Genomic DNA, 16,385 nt, shown 5'->3' with positions numbered 1-16,385 from the left:
CCAAAACTATCCGCAGTACAAGTGTGCGACGCAAGTAAAGCTGCCAACTGCAACCAGCCGGGCCCAAAAGATACAAGTGGCATAAAAAAAGCCTTTACAATGTGTAAAGGCTTTTTTATTAAATACATATAAAGTAAAATTACCAACCCAAAATCCATGCAAACATAAGCGGGGCAACAATGGTAGCATCGCTTTCTACAATAAATTTGGGGGTATGAATGTCTAATTTGCCCCAGGTAATTTTTTCGTTTGGTACGGCACCTGAGTAAGAACCATAGCTGGTAGTAGAATCTGATATTTGGCAGAAATAACTCCAGAAAGGTACATCGTGCCATTCCAGGTCCTGGTACATCATGGGCACTACGCAAATGGGGAAATCGCCGGCAATACCGCCACCAATTTGAAAAAAGCCTACACCCTTACCGCTACTGTTTTTGCGGTACCAATCGCTAAGTTCTACCATATACTCAATACCACTCTTCATGGTACTGGCTTTCAATTCGCCCTTAATACAATAAGATGCAAAAATATTGCCCATGGTACTATCTTCCCAACCCGGCACCACAATAGGAATATTTTTTTCGGCAGCGGCCAGCATCCAGCTGTTTTTGGGGTCTATTTCGTAATACTGTTCCAATACTCCGCTTAACAACATTTTATACATATACTCATGCGGAAAATATCTTTCTCCCGCCGCTTCTGCATCTTTCCAAATCTTTACTATATGCTGTTGCAGCCTTCTAAAAGCTTCTTCTTCGGGTATGCAGGTATCGGTTACGCGGTTATAATGGTTTTCCAGTAAATCCCATTCTTCCTGCGGACTTAAATCCCTGTAATTAGGTACCCTTTTATAATGGCTATGGGCCACCAGGTTCATAATATCTTCTTCCAGATTGGCGCCGGTGCAGCTAATAATTTGCACTTTATCCTGGCGAATCATTTCGGCAAAAGAAATACCCAGCTCGGCCGTACTCATGGCGCCGGCAAGGGTAACCATCATTTTACCACCTTCCAGTAAATGGGTTTCATAGCCTTTGGCAGCATCCATTAAAGCGGCTGCGTTAAAATGGCGGTAATGGTGTTCTATAAATGTAGAAACGGGTCCTTTAGTCATCACAAAAAAATTTAGAACGGCAAAAGTAATAAAGCAAATGCAGATTTTGCATTAAGTATTAGCCAATACAATTGTTGTAGCCATAGTGCGGTAACAGAAATTGGGCTTTACTTGCGTCGCACTCTTGTGCGGTTGGGTACTTTGGGCGGCAGGAAATTGGGAAAAAACCAAGCAAAAAGTCTTTAATGGTTTTGGTAAAAGACTAGGTTTTGGCTGTTGAAAGCTGCCACCCATTTCTGCAGTACAAGTGTGCGACGCAAGTAAAGTTGCATTATGGTTTACTGCCTGGCTAACAAAAAAAATCCCGGATAAACCGGGACTTTTAATTTTTTATATGCTGCTGGTTTTAGTAAGACCAGAGTGATTGTTCGTAGTTAAATATTTTCTCTTTGATTTTTTCGCCTTCCAGCAAACGATACAATGAGTTGTTGGGATATACGGTAGACAATGGCATATTGGCTGGATTATCAAATGTAGATTGTAAGATGTAGCTGCTAAACATGCGTGCATCAAATACATCGTCCCAGCTCATTTTGGCACCAAAGTTTTTTGGATTGTATACTTCGCTTCTGGCAAAAACACCTCTTGCTTCGGGGTAATAAATCCACCATAAGGGGCGTTCGCTGTTGTCCATTTTTAACCCGTTAGACAGGTAGTAAGGAATAACAGGTGCAATACCCAAAATACGGCAGAATAAGCGGCTGCTTTCTTTATCAAATACCCATTCTTCCTTGATCCTGAATTTGTATACTGAATCGGGGTCGAAGGCACGGGCTCTCACCTGATAGCCAATGATATTTTGGTCTTTATCGTATCTGGCCACTGTATCGCTACCTCCAGAGAAGGCAGCTAATGCGGCTTCCGGAGTAATTGGTGTGGTAAACCTGTCATCATCGCCACTAAAGGCAGTTATTTCGCCACTCATGATACCACGTAACAAAATAGAAATAAAGCGTTGGTTACCATTATCTTCATCGGCACTATATCTGAAAGCGAGGTTTTGTTTTTCCCTTGCATCAATTTCTCTCCAAACCCTAACTCGGTAAACGGCATCATCTTCGCGAATGTTTTCGTAAGGTAATGGCACTTTTTCCTTAATAAGGTTTTGATCTACAATGGCATTATTTCGTAAAGAAACTTTTACGCTATCCAACATTCCACCACCACTTGATTTAATTACTTCAATAGGTAAAGAAGGATTGATATTGGTAACAGGCTTATTGTTATTGTTATAGCCGGAAGTGTTGTTACCCTTACCTGTTGTATCTGGCGTGGCAGGTGCTCCATAGGCTGAATTAACAGCTGTATTATTCTCCTGAGCAGGAGCGCCATAGGCGCTTTGCTGTGTAGGGGCAGGTTTTACAACCTTTTTCTTTACAGGGCGTGTTTGCGCTAAAGAAGATCCTGCAACAGCACAAAACAATGCTGCACAAAAGACCCATTTAAAAGATTGAGTTGTCATATTATAAAAAGTTTAGTATAAATTAAATACAATCGGCTTTAATGTTCTGGTTCCACCAGGGCCAGAAGCTTTAATTTCATCAATTACGATGGTGGTACCGCCTTTTGATTTTTCAATTAAGTCACGCACCGGACCAAAAGAATCACCCGATACAGGCTTAGCCTGTAATACCGGGAAGCCGGCACCATTCAATACGATGGTATAGCTTTGCACAGTGAATTTTACGCCTTCGAATATAAAGTTTTCCAATACGGCAGATACGCCTTCCTGGGCTTTAAATTCATTTACTTTAATTCTACCGCCACCGCTGATACCTACTTTAGCTACAGGATCTGGAACAGTTTTTACCCTGAATGGAAAAGCTTGCGCACCCTGACCATCTATATTTAAGGTAATAGTACCTGTACCAGGTTTTGAAGGCCTTACAATATATTTACCGGGTTTATCACCTTTAACTATTTCGCCGTTATCGATAGAAGGGTGTACTTTTTCATCACCTACATTTCCACCATTTACAGATAATGGGTTATCCAGTCCGATATAAAGTACTTTCACCGCATCTGCACTTACACTGGCACCAGTAGGTGAACCAACTGTATAATTAATCACTTTTGTAACTGTTTGTGGTTTACCATCCTGATCGGTATAACTGATAACCACATTTACCGATTTAGAGCCAACCCCTTTTGCTATAAACTTCTGTGTAGCCAATCCATCCGGGCCTACTGAAGCACCTGCGCCATTGATGGTTATATTAGGCACTTTCTTACTATTAAACGCACCGAGACCGGCAGTTATTTCAATTTCCTGTCCATCCATTACATAAGTAGCGCTGGCACCAACCAAGGGTTTATAGGTATCAAAAATTATTTCTACCTGACCAACCTGTTTGTGACAATACTCTACCACTTTATTTTCAGATGATTTTACATCATTCTGAAATTTACTAAGCATGGTTAGGGTAGCCACCGTTGGAGTCATTAAAAAATATGCCGCTTCCAATGTTTTGTTTGAACGGTTTTGCAATTTGGGCATGCTAAGATCAATTGGAAGATCATTAGCCAATTCAGCACCCAATTCTTTGTCGATGCTTAATAAGTTTTTCTTATAATCTGCTAATTTTTGAAACATTTGCTTACCCAAATTACCATCTACCAATAAACGGGTAGATACTTCCAGATTGTCTTCTTTATATAGAGAGTCGCCATTTTTAACCGGATCAAAACCTGCTTCTTTCAACACAGAATCTTTAACCGATTGAATAAAATTATACATCTCCGTAGAATACTGCTGGGCTTTTTGCGCTTTTGGTAACCAAATAGCTACATTGGCCTGAGAAGCAGGTTCTTTAGCTTTAACTTGAAAAGAATTAAAATATTGAGCAGTAGAAACATTTGCAGCAGCACTACTTCTTTGCAGGCTATTGTCAACTGTTTTAAATGCATTTAGAATTTCTGATGATACATTCAGCGCCAGTAGTGCAGTAAGAACCAAATACATAATATTGATCATCTTCTGCCTGGGCTCTTTGGGTAATGCCATTCTATCCTATTTTTAAAATTGTTTTATGCAAAAAATACTTTGAATTAAAAAATACGGGTTAATAGATTATTTGCCTTGCATAGCAATAATCATATTACCGTATATCTGGTTTAATTTATTCAAGTTAGTTGCAAGAATAGAAATCTGTTCTTTGGCTTTAGTGGCATCATCTGCTGTGCTAAGCATCGCTTTTGATGTTTCGGCCAATTTACCATAGAACTGATTTAAAGCTTTCAGGTGGTTATTACTTTCCTGTAATTCCAGTTCATAAATGGTATTTAAAGAAGATAAGTTCTTTGTAAGAATCTGAACCTGATCATGGTATACTTTAGCAGATTCAGATGCATTTGTAAAAGAGGTAGCAGAAGAAGCAGCTTTTGAAAAAGCATCTCCTACGGCACCAAGTGCAACTGCGGCATCTTTTGATTTCTTTGTATATTCATTAGTGGCTGCTATGGCATCAGTAATATCACCTACTTTTTCAACTGTTGCATTTAATTTTTGGAATCCCTGACTAATTTTAGCTAAGCTGGCAGGTGTTATGTCTGCTTCGGCCATCATTTTTTCCATTGCCTTTAATGGACTAGGTGCACTAGGTTCTGGTGCATTGGCCAGATTTACCTGATGATCGTCAATAGCCGGATAAATAAGGTACAAAATACCATAACCCAAAAAGATAACGGCTTCTGTAGTTAAACCAACATACAACCATACATCTGCTGTTGGGGCATGGGTAATTTTCATTAAAGCACCATAAATAACCACTGATGCCGCAATAGAAACCAATACATCGAACGTCTTACTTACTTTAGGAGGGATAGCAGCTGCCATAGAAAATTGTTTGCTTAATTATTAATTTGATCGTTAGTTGAAATTATCAGAAAAGAATAAAATTTATTTTTTGCGCAATTGTGCAGGTAAATCAATCACACAACGAAATCCGATATAGGATTTAGCAGTGTCCTGGTATTCGTACTGGCGAGTGCTGGTTTGTAAAAAATAACCAACATCTTTCCAGCTACCACCACGGATTACTTTACGCTTCATACGGGGAGGATCAGAATCCAATGCATTCCATTGAATATCCGGATTCATATCATGCACCAGATTATAAGCACTTTCATAATACAATGAAGATGTCCACTCAGATACATTACCAGACATGTTATACAGGTTAAAATCGTTTGGCCAGTAGGCATCAGCTTTCACTGTGTAAAAACCACCATCTTCTACATAATTACCGCGGCCAGGTTTGAAATTAGCCAGCAAGCAACCCTTTTTGTTTCTGAGATAGTAGTTACCCCAAGGGAACATTGATTGGCTTCTGCCACCTCTTGCAGCATATTCCCATTCAGCTTCTGTTGGTAACCTGAAATCACTTTCAGTAGCTTTTTTGTTTTTAAGTAACCATGTATTCAGATAACGTGTTCTCCAATGGCAGAAGGCTACAGCCTGTTTCCAGCTTACACCGACTACAGGATAGTTACCATAGGAAGGATGCGAAAAATAGCGTTTTGCCATTGGTTCATTATAGGAATAGGAGAAATCCCTCATCCAAACCAATGTATCCGGATAAACCTGTTGATTGTACCTGTAAATAAAGTCTTTACGTGGCTTACCCTTATTTACAAACTGGGCAGCTTTTTTCATATCAAAACCCTGAATATTATAAACAATTTTCTCAGGATCAATTTCCATTTTACCGTAAAGCCTGTTATCGGGGGTTAACATTAATGGACTTAGTTTTTCCATTACACCCTTATCACCCCATTTAATGGTGGCTACTTTTTTCCAGTCAATAGCAGTATCTCCTTCCGGGCTTTGTTTAAAGAAACCCAACTGAACAGCGGCCAAAGAGTCTCTGGTCCATTTTACAAACTGGCGATATTGGTTATTGGTAATTTCTGTGGCATCCATCCAGAAGCCACTGATAGAAATCTCCTTATTGCGGGCGGTGTAATTGTAGTTTACATCCTCATCACTGGGTCCCATATGAAATGTTCCTGGTGGAATATATACCATCCCAACAGGCTTTCCCATTCCTTCACGGGTACCCGGAGCTACACCATGCAACTGTCCATCATCTGGTAATCCTTTGGTTTTACCCCCTTTGGAGCAACTTACAGAACCCAGAACCAAGAGCGCAAATGCCGATAATGATAAAAGCCGGATTTTCATTTATACTTTAATTATTTGGAGTTGAGCAAATGTAATCATTAAATTAAATCAGCCAATTTTTCAACATGTTATCTGATTTTGGTATTTAAACCGCTGCCAGCTAACAGTTATTAATAACGCAACACAAATTTTGTTATTGTATGTATTTTAATTTTTTAATAACAAATTGAGCTCTTTTGCACTAAAAACAGGTTTTTTACAGGAATATTGCTCACATAAATAGATTTCTACCCTTCCGTCACTGATATTTTTCCCAGCCAACAATGGAAAATCATCCATAACACGATCCATACTCTGCAATACCTTCGCCGGTATATACAACGCATTAACCTGCTGCAGGGTTGGCTCAATATCCACCCCGCATACAACTATTTCTTTTAAGCCAGCAACTATTTGCTGCATTTGCATGGCCCAAATACCAAAGGAGTTGGGATGACGCACGATAGCAGTGCCTAATGATTCTATCATATCCTCCGTTCTTTTGCGCCATTGGGCATTATTAAATACCACAGAAAGATAGTATAGGTTTTGGGCCATCACGGCATTACCCGAAGGCACTGCGCCATCATATATTTCTTTTTTTCTTACTACCACATCCTCCTGATCAGACTTTGTAAACCAAAAAAACGGACTTTCTGTATCTCCAAATAAGTGCAAGGCCCTTTCTGTTTCCAATTTTGCCTTAATCAGATAATCAGCATTTCCCGTAACCTCCTGCAGGTGTATGTAAGCTTGTATCAAATAGGCATAATCATCCAAAAAAGCGGGGTATTTTGCCAGCCCCCCTTTCCAGGTATGATACCATTTGCCCTCCTTATCATTAAAATATTTTTCCAGAAAAACCATATTTTGCTTTGCCATCTCCAAATAGCTATGGTTGCCGGTGGCTGCATAAGCCTTACACAGTCCTGTTATACTAAGGGCATTCCAACCAAGTAATATCTTGTCATCCAGCAATGGTTTTATTCTTTTTTTTCTTATTGCCAACAGCCTTGCTTTACATAACTGCAGTAATTGCTGCATGGTGTTGACTTCCATATTCAAAGCCTTTGCCTTTTGTGCAATGGTGGCTGGGAGCCACAAAATATTTACGTGTTCCCAATTACCTTTATCACTAATATTATAAACAGCACAAAATACAGCTGCATCCTCACCCAGTATTGCTTCAATTTCTGCTTTATTCCACACATAAAATTTTCCCTCCACTCCTTCGCTGTCTGCATCAAGGGCACTGCATATGCCACCCTCAGCAATTACCAGTTCTTCTTTTATAAAACCAACCGTTTCTTCAATAATGGTTGCATAATTATCATTTCTGGTTAATTGAAAAGCTTCTGCATACACATTTAACAACAAGGCATTATCGTAAAGCATCTTCTCGAAATGCGGTGCAAGCCATTGATCATCAGTACTATACCTGGCAAATCCACCACCCAAATGATCGTAAATACCTCCCTGTGCCATTTTATCCAGACTTAGCAATGCCTGTTGTAGCGCTGCTGCATTTCCGGTAAAATGATGCTGTCTCAACAAAAATTGAATAGAGAAGGTTTGTGGAAATTTGGGGGCTTTTCCAAACCCACCCCAATCAGTATTGGCTATAAGCAATAGGTTTTTGGTAATTAACTCCAGGTTTTCATGCGTAAACACAGTGGTTTCCTGCTTTTCCCAGGAGCGTTGCATGCCAAATGAATTGGCGTTTTCAATATGCGCAATCAGGTTATCTGCCTGGGCTTCAATCTCATTTTTCTTTTCAGTATAGGTTTTATGTACGGCCAGCAATGTATCCTTCCAGCTCATACGGTTATAAGCCTGAACAGGTGGAAAATAAGTGCCGCCATAAAAAGGCCGGGCATCGGTAGTAAGAAAAACATTTAATGGCCATCCACCACTGCCCGTCATTACCTGCACCGCATCCATATATATATGGTCAAGGTCGGGCCTTTCTTCCCGGTCTATTTTTATATTAATAAAATGCGCATTCATTATGGCGGCTGTGGCTTCATCTTCAAAGCTTTCCTTTTCCATAACATGACACCAATGGCAGGCCGAGTAGCCAATACTTACCAATATTGGTTTGTTCTCCTGTTTTGCCTTTTGCAAAGCCTCATCGCTCCATGGATACCAGTTAACCGGGTTATGGGCATGCTGTAATAAGTAAGGGCTGGTTTCGTGTATTAACCTGTTGGTAAAAGCAGTTTCACTCATATATATACATTGAGGTAATTAATTAATAATTATGGTTACAGGCTGAGGTGCAAATAGCATCGCCTGTTGCGTCGCATTACGTTCATCGTTCCGCTTGTATGGCAACAGACAATCATGGCAGATTCCTGTAATATGTTTAACACTTTTCCCAGTTTATATGACTTACTAAAATAACTGCCATTTACTTAAAGCTGCCACTGTTTCTACCGTACAAGTGTGCGACGCAAGTAAAGCTTAATTTCTTACCGGCAGCCCGGCCACCCAATAAAAACCAACTATTTACAGACTAACCTAAACAAACAACCAAAATTCTTAGGTATTGTTAGCAGCTTTGTTACATCTTTGGGAAATTTTTTACTAAAGAGTGTGGTATGGTAGATTCAATAAAAGCCTGGTTATATAAAATACTTGGGTTAAATAATTATTTACGCCTGTTACAACAGGTATTTTTTATTGGTTACAAAACGGGGGCTTTGCAAAATGATGAAAAATATAAATGGCATTATTTTGTAAAAAACCTGGTACAACCTACTGATACAGTGATTGATATTGGCGCCAACCTGGGTTATTTTAGTATTATTTTTAGTAAGATTATTGGCACAAGCGGCAAATTATATAGCGTAGAACCGGTAAAACCATACCGAGAATTATTAATAAAAGCCCTGCCGGCCTCCAAGAATATTACTGTTTACCCTTTTGCATTGGGCGATACCAATGGAGGGCCTGTAAAACTGGGCATGCCACCCTTATTGCAGCATTTGCAGTATTTAAGGCATGGTACAGTAACCATTTTAAACAATGATTCCATTAGCAGCAATCAGCTTATTTTTGAATGTGATATTAAAAAAGGCAGTGAAGTGTTTGCTGGTTTAGAACAGGTGGATTATATAAAATGCGATATCGAAGGGTATGAAACGGTTGTTTTCCCGGAAATTAAGGCGGTTTTAGAAAAACACAAACCATTGGTACAGCTGGAAACCTGGGGTGAGCAGTTGCCGGTAATGCTGGATTATTTTAGCAGTCTTGGCTATAAAGCCTACCAGTTAAACAAGCTAAACTTATATGATTGCAGTACGCTAAGCCTGGAAGCCATTGCCAGCTCGGATGTGCTTTTTGTGCCACAGGAACGAATGGAAAGGATAAAGCCCTTTATTAATACAGTTGCATAAATGGGTACCTGTTTTTAAAAATAAGTAATTGATTAAACCAATTATATTTAGAAACAGATCATTTTCAAGGCATTAAATAATAGGGAATTAGGTTAAAAATGGGTATTTTAGCAGATAAAGTACAAGAACAATTAAATTGGAGATAATCAGGTTATTTCAATTCAATTCATAATATTTGTACAGATTGATACATTTTCTTTATTGCAGGAAAAAATAACGGATGAATTACGAGGTTAAACAAATAGACAAATTTAAGTTTATTGAAGAGGGCGAAGGTGAACCTTTGGTATTGCTGCACGGCCTTTTTGGTGCATTAAGCAACTTTAAGGACCTTATTGAATTTTTCAGGCATAAGTATAAGGTAATAGTTCCTCTCTTGCCCTTATTTGATTTGGATTTATTCCACACATCGGTAGGTGGATTGGAAAAACATGTTCAAAAATTTATTGAGTTAAGGGATTATAAGGATATACACCTGATGGGAAATTCCCTTGGGGGGCATGTATCGCTGGTGCATGTGTTAAAACATCCTGAGCGGATAAAATCGCTTATTTTAACGGGTAGTTCAGGGCTTTTTGAAAATGGCATGGGCGATAGTTACCCAAAGCGTGGTGACTATGAATATATAAGACGCAAAACTGAGCTTACTTTTTACAACCCGGCAACCGCCACCAAAGAGCTGGTAGATGAAGTATATGATATTTGTAATAACCGCATTAAGGTAATTAAAATTATTGCGTTGGCTAAGAGCGCTATCCGCAATAACCTGGGCGAAGAATTAAACCAGATAAAAGTGCCCACCTTACTTATATGGGGTAATAATGATACCATTACTCCACCTTTTGTTGCCAAAGAATTTAATACACTCATCCCTCATAGTGAATTATTTTTTATTGATAATTGCGGGCATGCTCCCATGATGGAAGTACCTGATGAGTTTAATAAAATTTTAGAGCAATTCCTTACCAAACTTAAACACCCTGCTGCAACAGTTGTTTAGTGTTTATATTGGAATAATAATATCCTATCGTACATGCTGGTAGCTCAAATTATAGAAGCTGGTTATCCCCTGTTGTCTGTTACAGATAAGGTTTCTTTTGCCCTACAGCTAATGGAAGACTATGATATTCAACACTTGCCTGTTACAGCCCAGGATAAATTTGTGGGCATTGTTTCCAAAGACGATTTAATGGATGTAGACGATCATCTAACATTGGGCACCTTGCAGGACCAGTTTATTGTAGCTGCTGTTTTGCCCGAAGAACATTTTACTACTGCCTTAAAAATTGCCCGTCGTTTTGATGTTTCTGTAGTGCCCAGCGTTAATAAGGAAGGGGAAGTTACGGGATTAATTACCCAGAAAATCCTGATTAGAACATTGGCCAATTATTTTAATGTGGAAGAACCCGGTGGTATAATTGTATTAGAAATAGACCGCAGGAACTTTTCATTTGGCGAACTAAGCAGGCTTATTGAAACCAATAATGCCATCATTACCCAAATGAATACCTGTACCGAAAGTGATACAGGCCTGCTTATTGTAACCATTAAAATAAATAAAGTCACTATCTCTGATGTGATTGCTACCCTGCAACGGTATGAATATATTATACGCTATTATTTTGGCGAAGAAGACTATGAAAATGAATTGAGATCGAACTACGATTTACTGATGACATACCTGAATATTTAACAACTATATGTAGGAATTTAAGCCAGAAAAAAGACTGTTACTGTTAAAACAGCAATATAATACCGTGAAAACAACACAATAAACTACTTTTACCGCTCACCAATTATTGAAGAAAATTTTATAATGACCTATTGCAAAAGGCTGATATTGGTTTGTGTGGTGTGTTTGTTTAGTTTGTTGGTAAATGCACAAACCCAGTCGGGGTTATCAAAAGATTCTGTTAGTATTATCAATACCCTACTCGATGCCATTTTACAAGGTTCAACAGATTCCTCACTTTTATTAATTGCAGATATAAGTATTCACGGCAATAAAAAAACGCAACCTTTTATTATTGAAAGGGAACTACCCTTTAAACAAGGCCAGTATATAGCAAAGAGTGATTTGGAAAAAAAATTGGAATTAGCCAAACAGCAAGTTACCAATACATCCCTTTTTACAGAAGTATTTATCTACGTGCACAGCCAGCAAGGTGGCCTGGTTTTTATAAATGTTGATGTAAAAGAAAGGTGGTACCTGTTTCCATTGCCCTATTTTAAACTGGTTGACCGCAATTTTAACCAATGGTGGGTAGAACAAAAAGCCAGCTTGAACAGGGTAAATTATGGGATTAAGTTTCAGCAGTTTAATTTTTCGGGGCGTAACGATAAACTTGCAGTAAACCTAATTGCTGGCTATAGCCGCCAGGTTCAATTAAAATACGAACAGCCATATGCCTTTAACTCCCTTAAAAGTGGCTATAGTGTGGCCTTTTTGTTTTCCAGCCAGAGAGAATTAAATTATGCCAGCAGTTTAAGCAAACAGGCTTTTTTTAAACAGGATAAATTTGTATTACAAACCCTTAAAGCCGAAGTAGCCTACTTATACCGGCCGGCCATTAAAACCAGGCATAATTTCAGGTTTAGCTATGTAAAAAACCAGGTGGGCGATACTGTTGTAAAACTTAATCCCAACTATTTGCCGGGTGCAGTAAAATCAATTAATTATCCTGAATTATCCTATTCTATTCAATATGCATTTACCGATTATAATGCCTACCCCATAAAAGGCTTTATTGGTGAAGCGAGTATTACCCGCAGGGGTATTACTAAAGCAATGGATCTTACTCAATTACAATATCAGGCCAATTGGGCTTTACCCTTAACCAAAAAAACTAGCCTGTTATTACAAAGTGCAGGGGTACTAAAGTTTCCGTTCGATCAGCCTTTTATCAACCAACAGCTGTTTAGCTATGGGGGGCCATTTTTAAGAGGCCTTGAATATTATGTTTTTGATGGTGTTGCAGGTATTATGGGCAGAACAACTATCCGAAAAGAAGTTTTTGCCATGCAATTGCGTACACCACCTGGCTATAAAAAAGAAATTACCATCCCATTCCGCTTCTTTGTAAAAGCGGGTGCTGATGTGGGCTACACCTACAACAAATTACCAGGCGATAATTTATTAAGCAATAAATTTTTGTATACCGAGTGCCTGGGCCTGGATATGGTTATTCCCTCATACGATATTGTGTTTAAATTTGAATATAGTTTTAACCAGTTGGGCGAACATGGTGTATTTTTTCATGTGCGAACCGATTTTTAAAACCACCTAATAGCAAGCGCTGTTTTAAAAATGCATTATTCTCTATAAAAAACATAAGTTGTGCTATAGCTTAACATTTATACATTTTAATTATAAAACATGAAAGTTGCTATTTATAGCCGGGGGTTAGAGCCAGACCTGCAAACCCAACTCCTGATTCTTATAAAAGAACTGCGTAAATACCATATAGAAATTCTATTGCTGCAAACTCTTGCAGCTTATAATCTGGATGTAGATAGCGAAGGCATTTCTATCTTCTCTAATTCATTTGAACTGGATGATAGTGTAGACTGCCTGATAAGTTTGGGTGGCGATGGCACAATACTGGATTGTGTAACCCTGGTACGCGATAAAAATATTCCCATACTTGGTATAAATTTTGGCCGACTGGGCTTTCTGGCCGGCATTGGTAAAGACGAGCTTACTGTGGCCGTAGATGCATTGGTGAATGGCACTTATGTTGTAGACAAAAGAACCCTTATTCACCTGGATTCGAGTATACCCCTTTTTGGCGAAACACCATTTGCATTAAATGAATTTGCCATACATAAAAGGGATATTTCGCCCATGATTAAAATTCACACGTATTTAAATGGCGAGTTTCTAAATACTTATTGGTGCGATGGCGTAATTGTAGCCACACCAACAGGTTCTACCGGTTATAATATGAGTTGTAACGGCCCGATTGTTTTCCCCGATTCTTCCAGCTTTGTAATTACTCCGGTGGCCCCCCACAACTTAAGTATGCGGCCTATTGTGGTGCCCGACAGCAATATTATTTCGTTTGAAATTGAAGGACGTACTGATCAGTTTATATGTGCCATGGATGCACGCCGCGAAATTGTAGATAAAGACATTCAGCTGGCCATAAAAAAAGAAAAATTTACCATTAGTTTATTACGTCTTAACGAGAATAATTTTCTCTCAACACTGCGTACCAAATTACGCTGGGGTATGGATAAACGTAACAGTCTTTCTGTATAATAATTAATGGATATTGGCTGTAGATTTAAATCGCATCAACTCCTGTTGCTTGTTTGCTGCTATGGTTGTTGCCGCACAAGAGTGCGACGCAAGTAAAGCTGCATTTATTGTTTAGCCAGGCCCATACAATTGCTTTATGCTAATTCTTCTGTATCCAGCCGGTTTACGCTTTGTATGCCGTTGAGTTGTTTTAGACGTATAATTAATTCTTCGAGCTCTTCTTTATCGTGTACAAATACTTTTACGGTACCATCAAAAATACCTTCGCCACTTTCTATGGTTAGGGCGGAAATATTTACCCGCATTTCGCCACTGATTACATTGGTTATTTTGTTGATGACGCCAACATCATCCATACCTATAATTTTCAATCCTGTAAGGAAGGATATTTCGTTGTTTTTGGCCCATTTGGTTTTTACAATACGATGCCCGTAATTGGCCATCATTTGGGTGGCATTGGGACAATTTGTACGATGTATGGTTAATCCTTTACCCGTGGTTACAAAACCAAAAACAGCATCTCCGGGTATGGGGTTGCAGCATTTGGCCAGGTTGTACATAATCTTATCGCTGCTTTCTCCAAAAATAATTAACTCAGAATCTTTTTTGGGTATATGCGCCAGCTTGGGATCGTATTCGGGTTTGTGTTCCTGTGCAGGTTTTATAGGTTTGGGTGCCTCCAGTTTATCGCCCAGCACATGAAACTCTTTCAGCTCTTTTAGGTCTATTAGTTTGGTGGCAATATTATAAAATAAATCCAGCTGCGATAATACTTTATAATAAGTTACCAGTTCATCTATATTATGCTGGTTATAGGCAGCGCCCATACCTTCCAGCTTTTTCTGCACGGTATATTTACCATCATCTGCAATGCGGCGTTTCTCCTCTTTTAGAGCATCTTTTATTTTGCTTTTGGCTTTGGCGGTAACTACATAATTCAGCCAGTCCTCAGTAGGCTTCTGTTTGTTGCTACTGATAATTTCTATCTGGTCTCCACTACGTAGTTTATGGCTAATAGGTACCAGCTTATGGTTTACTTTGGCACCAATACATTTACTACCAATGGCGGAGTGAATAGAGAAGGCAAAGTCAAGTGCAGTAGAACCTACAGGCAGCATTTTTACATCTCCCTTGGGAGTGTAAACATATATCTCCTCGGCCAGAAAACTGGTTTTAAAATCCTGCAGAAAATCTACGCTATCGGTATCCTGACTACTGATGACTTCCCTTATTTGCCCAAACCATTTATCAAAGCGGTCCTCATCGTTACTACCCTCTTTGTATTTATAATGTGCGGCCAGCCCTTTTTCGGCAATTTCGTTCATACGCTTGGTGCGTATTTGCACTTCTACCCAACGCCCCTGCGGGCCCATTACAGTGGTATGCAAGGCTTCGTAACCATTGCTCTTGGGGTTACTTAGCCAATCTCTTAATCTTTCCGGTGATGGGGTATATTCATCTGTAATCATGGAATATACTTTCCAGCATTCTTCCTTTTCTTTTTCGGGTGGTGAATTTAGAATTACCCTGATGGCAAATAAATCATATACTTCATCAAAAGCCACACCCTTCTTTTTTATTTTATTCCAGATAGAATGTATGCTTTTGGGACGGCCATAAATTTCAAAATTAAAACCGGTAGCTTCCAGCTTTTCCTTTAATGGCTTTATAAATTCGTTTATATAACGGCTGCGCTCTCTTTTGGTTTCGGATAGTTTGCGGGCAATATCTTTATAGGCTTCGGGCTCCATGTATTTCATGGAGAGGTCTTCCAATTCGGTTTTGATATTATACAAACCCATACGATGCGCCAGTGGTGCATATACCCACACCGTTTCGCTACTAATTTTTAACTGCTTTTCGCGTTTCATGTAATCCATGGTACGCATATTATGCAGCCTGTCGGCCAGTTTTATTAGTATTACCCTTGGGTCATCGGTTAGGGTTAATAATATCTTTTTAAAATTCTCGGCCTGCTGACTGGTATTGGTATCTATTACGGTAGATATTTTGGTAAGTCCGTCTACAATTCTGGCAATCTCGCTACCAAATTCCCTTTCAATGTCTTCCAGGGTAATATCGGTATCTTCAACAGTATCGTGCAATAAGGCGCAAATAGTAGAACGTACACCAAGGCCAATTTCTTCTACACAAATGCTGGCTACTGCTAATGGGTGCAGGATATAAGGCTCGCCGCTTTTCCGGCGCATGGTTTTATGCGCATCAACAGCCATTTCAAAAGCGGTACGCACCAGTTCTTTATCGCCGCGTTTTAACTTAACACGCAGGCTACGCAGCAGGGCACGATACTGGCGCAGAATTTCCTTACGTTCCTGCTCTTCGTTAAGCGTATATTTTGGAAGAATATTATCTGATATAACTGCCTGCTCCTGATCCATATAAACGAATTTACGCAAAAGCAAATATATTTTACCTGCCTTAACAATTAGT

At 39.2% G+C, this 16,385-nt stretch carries 12 protein-coding genes; 5 read left to right on the top strand and 7 right to left on the bottom strand.

The features are described 5' to 3' along the window. Positions 1-139 precede the first annotated feature (139 nt). From GD597_RS11715 to GD597_RS11690, 6 genes are all read right to left on the bottom strand, one after another. The gene (locus GD597_RS11715; protein ID WP_171608045.1) at positions 140-1,114 is read right to left on the bottom strand and encodes a deoxyhypusine synthase family protein; all 975 of its coding nucleotides are present in this window, start codon (positions 1,112-1,114) and stop codon (positions 140-142) included. Between the two features lie 346 nt (positions 1,115-1,460). Then, on the bottom strand, positions 1,461-2,576 hold the full coding sequence (gene porN, locus GD597_RS11710) for a type IX secretion system ring subunit PorN/GldN (RefSeq protein ID WP_171608044.1): 1,116 nt from the start codon (positions 2,574-2,576) through the stop codon (positions 1,461-1,463). A 12-nt stretch (positions 2,577-2,588) separates the two neighbouring features. Further along, positions 2,589-4,118: a type IX secretion system motor protein PorM/GldM gene (gene porM, locus GD597_RS11705; RefSeq protein WP_235954269.1), complete on the bottom strand. Its 1,530-nt coding sequence runs from the start codon at positions 4,116-4,118 to the stop codon at positions 2,589-2,591. Positions 4,119-4,184: 66 nt separating this feature from the next. Next, entirely contained in the window at positions 4,185-4,949 is a 765-nt protein-coding gene (gene porL / locus GD597_RS11700) for a type IX secretion system motor protein PorL/GldL (protein ID WP_171608043.1), read from the bottom strand. A gap of 63 nt (positions 4,950-5,012) precedes the next feature. Next, positions 5,013-6,296, bottom strand: coding sequence for a T9SS ring complex lipoprotein PorK/GldK (gene porK, locus GD597_RS11695; protein ID WP_171608042.1), 1,284 nt, complete (start codon positions 6,294-6,296; stop codon positions 5,013-5,015). Positions 6,297-6,443: 147 nt separating this feature from the next. Continuing rightward, positions 6,444-8,504: a thioredoxin domain-containing protein gene (locus GD597_RS11690; protein WP_171608041.1), complete on the bottom strand. Its 2,061-nt coding sequence runs from the start codon at positions 8,502-8,504 to the stop codon at positions 6,444-6,446. A 371-nt stretch (positions 8,505-8,875) separates the two neighbouring features. Between GD597_RS11690 and GD597_RS11685 the strand changes: the two genes are divergently transcribed. From GD597_RS11685 to GD597_RS11665, 5 genes are all read left to right on the top strand, one after another. After that, positions 8,876-9,673 (top strand): FkbM family methyltransferase, encoded by a 798-nt coding sequence (locus GD597_RS11685; RefSeq protein ID WP_171608040.1) that lies wholly within the window; start codon positions 8,876-8,878, stop codon positions 9,671-9,673. 220 nt (positions 9,674-9,893) lie between these two features. Continuing rightward, positions 9,894-10,673: an alpha/beta fold hydrolase gene (locus GD597_RS11680; RefSeq protein WP_171608039.1), complete on the top strand. Its 780-nt coding sequence runs from the start codon at positions 9,894-9,896 to the stop codon at positions 10,671-10,673. 33 nt (positions 10,674-10,706) lie between these two features. After that, on the top strand, positions 10,707-11,366 hold the full coding sequence (locus GD597_RS11675; protein WP_171608038.1) for a CBS domain-containing protein: 660 nt from the start codon (positions 10,707-10,709) through the stop codon (positions 11,364-11,366). A 123-nt stretch (positions 11,367-11,489) separates the two neighbouring features. Then, the gene (locus tag GD597_RS11670; RefSeq protein ID WP_171608037.1) at positions 11,490-12,950 is read left to right on the top strand and encodes a POTRA domain-containing protein; all 1,461 of its coding nucleotides are present in this window, start codon (positions 11,490-11,492) and stop codon (positions 12,948-12,950) included. Between the two features lie 99 nt (positions 12,951-13,049). Beyond that, positions 13,050-13,934: an NAD kinase gene (locus GD597_RS11665; RefSeq protein WP_171608036.1), complete on the top strand. Its 885-nt coding sequence runs from the start codon at positions 13,050-13,052 to the stop codon at positions 13,932-13,934. Positions 13,935-14,068: 134 nt separating this feature from the next. Here GD597_RS11665 and GD597_RS11660 read toward each other — a convergent pair whose 3' ends face one another. Next, positions 14,069-16,333: a RelA/SpoT family protein gene (locus GD597_RS11660; protein WP_171608035.1), complete on the bottom strand. Its 2,265-nt coding sequence runs from the start codon at positions 16,331-16,333 to the stop codon at positions 14,069-14,071. Positions 16,334-16,385 lie beyond the last annotated feature (52 nt).

Origin of the sequence: Limnovirga soli, assembly GCF_013106755.1 — a bacterium.
GTDB lineage: Bacteria > Bacteroidota > Bacteroidia > Chitinophagales > Chitinophagaceae > Limnovirga > Limnovirga soli.
The sequence above is the reverse complement of the archived record's forward strand: the minus strand, read 5'-3'. Positions and strand labels throughout refer to the sequence as shown.

What these genes read in the sequence shown, in the direction of transcription:
- GD597_RS11685 (WP_171608040.1), top strand. Translation starts at nt 8,876, where the DNA reads ATGGTAGATTCAATAAAAGCCTGGTTATATAAAATACTTGGGTTAAAT.
- GD597_RS11665 (WP_171608036.1), top strand. Translation starts at nt 13,050, where the DNA reads ATGAAAGTTGCTATTTATAGCCGGGGGTTAGAGCCAGACCTGCAAACC.
- GD597_RS11680 (WP_171608039.1), top strand. Translation starts at nt 9,894, where the DNA reads ATGAATTACGAGGTTAAACAAATAGACAAATTTAAGTTTATTGAAGAG.
- GD597_RS11660 (WP_171608035.1), bottom strand. Translation starts at nt 16,333, where the DNA reads ATGGATCAGGAGCAGGCAGTTATATCAGATAATATTCTTCCAAAATAT.
- porM (WP_235954269.1), bottom strand. Translation starts at nt 4,118, where the DNA reads ATGGCATTACCCAAAGAGCCCAGGCAGAAGATGATCAATATTATGTAT.
- GD597_RS11690 (WP_171608041.1), bottom strand. Translation starts at nt 8,504, where the DNA reads ATGAGTGAAACTGCTTTTACCAACAGGTTAATACACGAAACCAGCCCT.
- GD597_RS11670 (WP_171608037.1), top strand. Translation starts at nt 11,490, where the DNA reads ATGACCTATTGCAAAAGGCTGATATTGGTTTGTGTGGTGTGTTTGTTT.
- GD597_RS11675 (WP_171608038.1), top strand. Translation starts at nt 10,707, where the DNA reads ATGCTGGTAGCTCAAATTATAGAAGCTGGTTATCCCCTGTTGTCTGTT.
- porN (WP_171608044.1), bottom strand. Translation starts at nt 2,576, where the DNA reads ATGACAACTCAATCTTTTAAATGGGTCTTTTGTGCAGCATTGTTTTGT.
- porL (WP_171608043.1), bottom strand. Translation starts at nt 4,949, where the DNA reads ATGGCAGCTGCTATCCCTCCTAAAGTAAGTAAGACGTTCGATGTATTG.
- porK (WP_171608042.1), bottom strand. Translation starts at nt 6,296, where the DNA reads ATGAAAATCCGGCTTTTATCATTATCGGCATTTGCGCTCTTGGTTCTG.
- GD597_RS11715 (WP_171608045.1), bottom strand. Translation starts at nt 1,114, where the DNA reads ATGACTAAAGGACCCGTTTCTACATTTATAGAACACCATTACCGCCAT.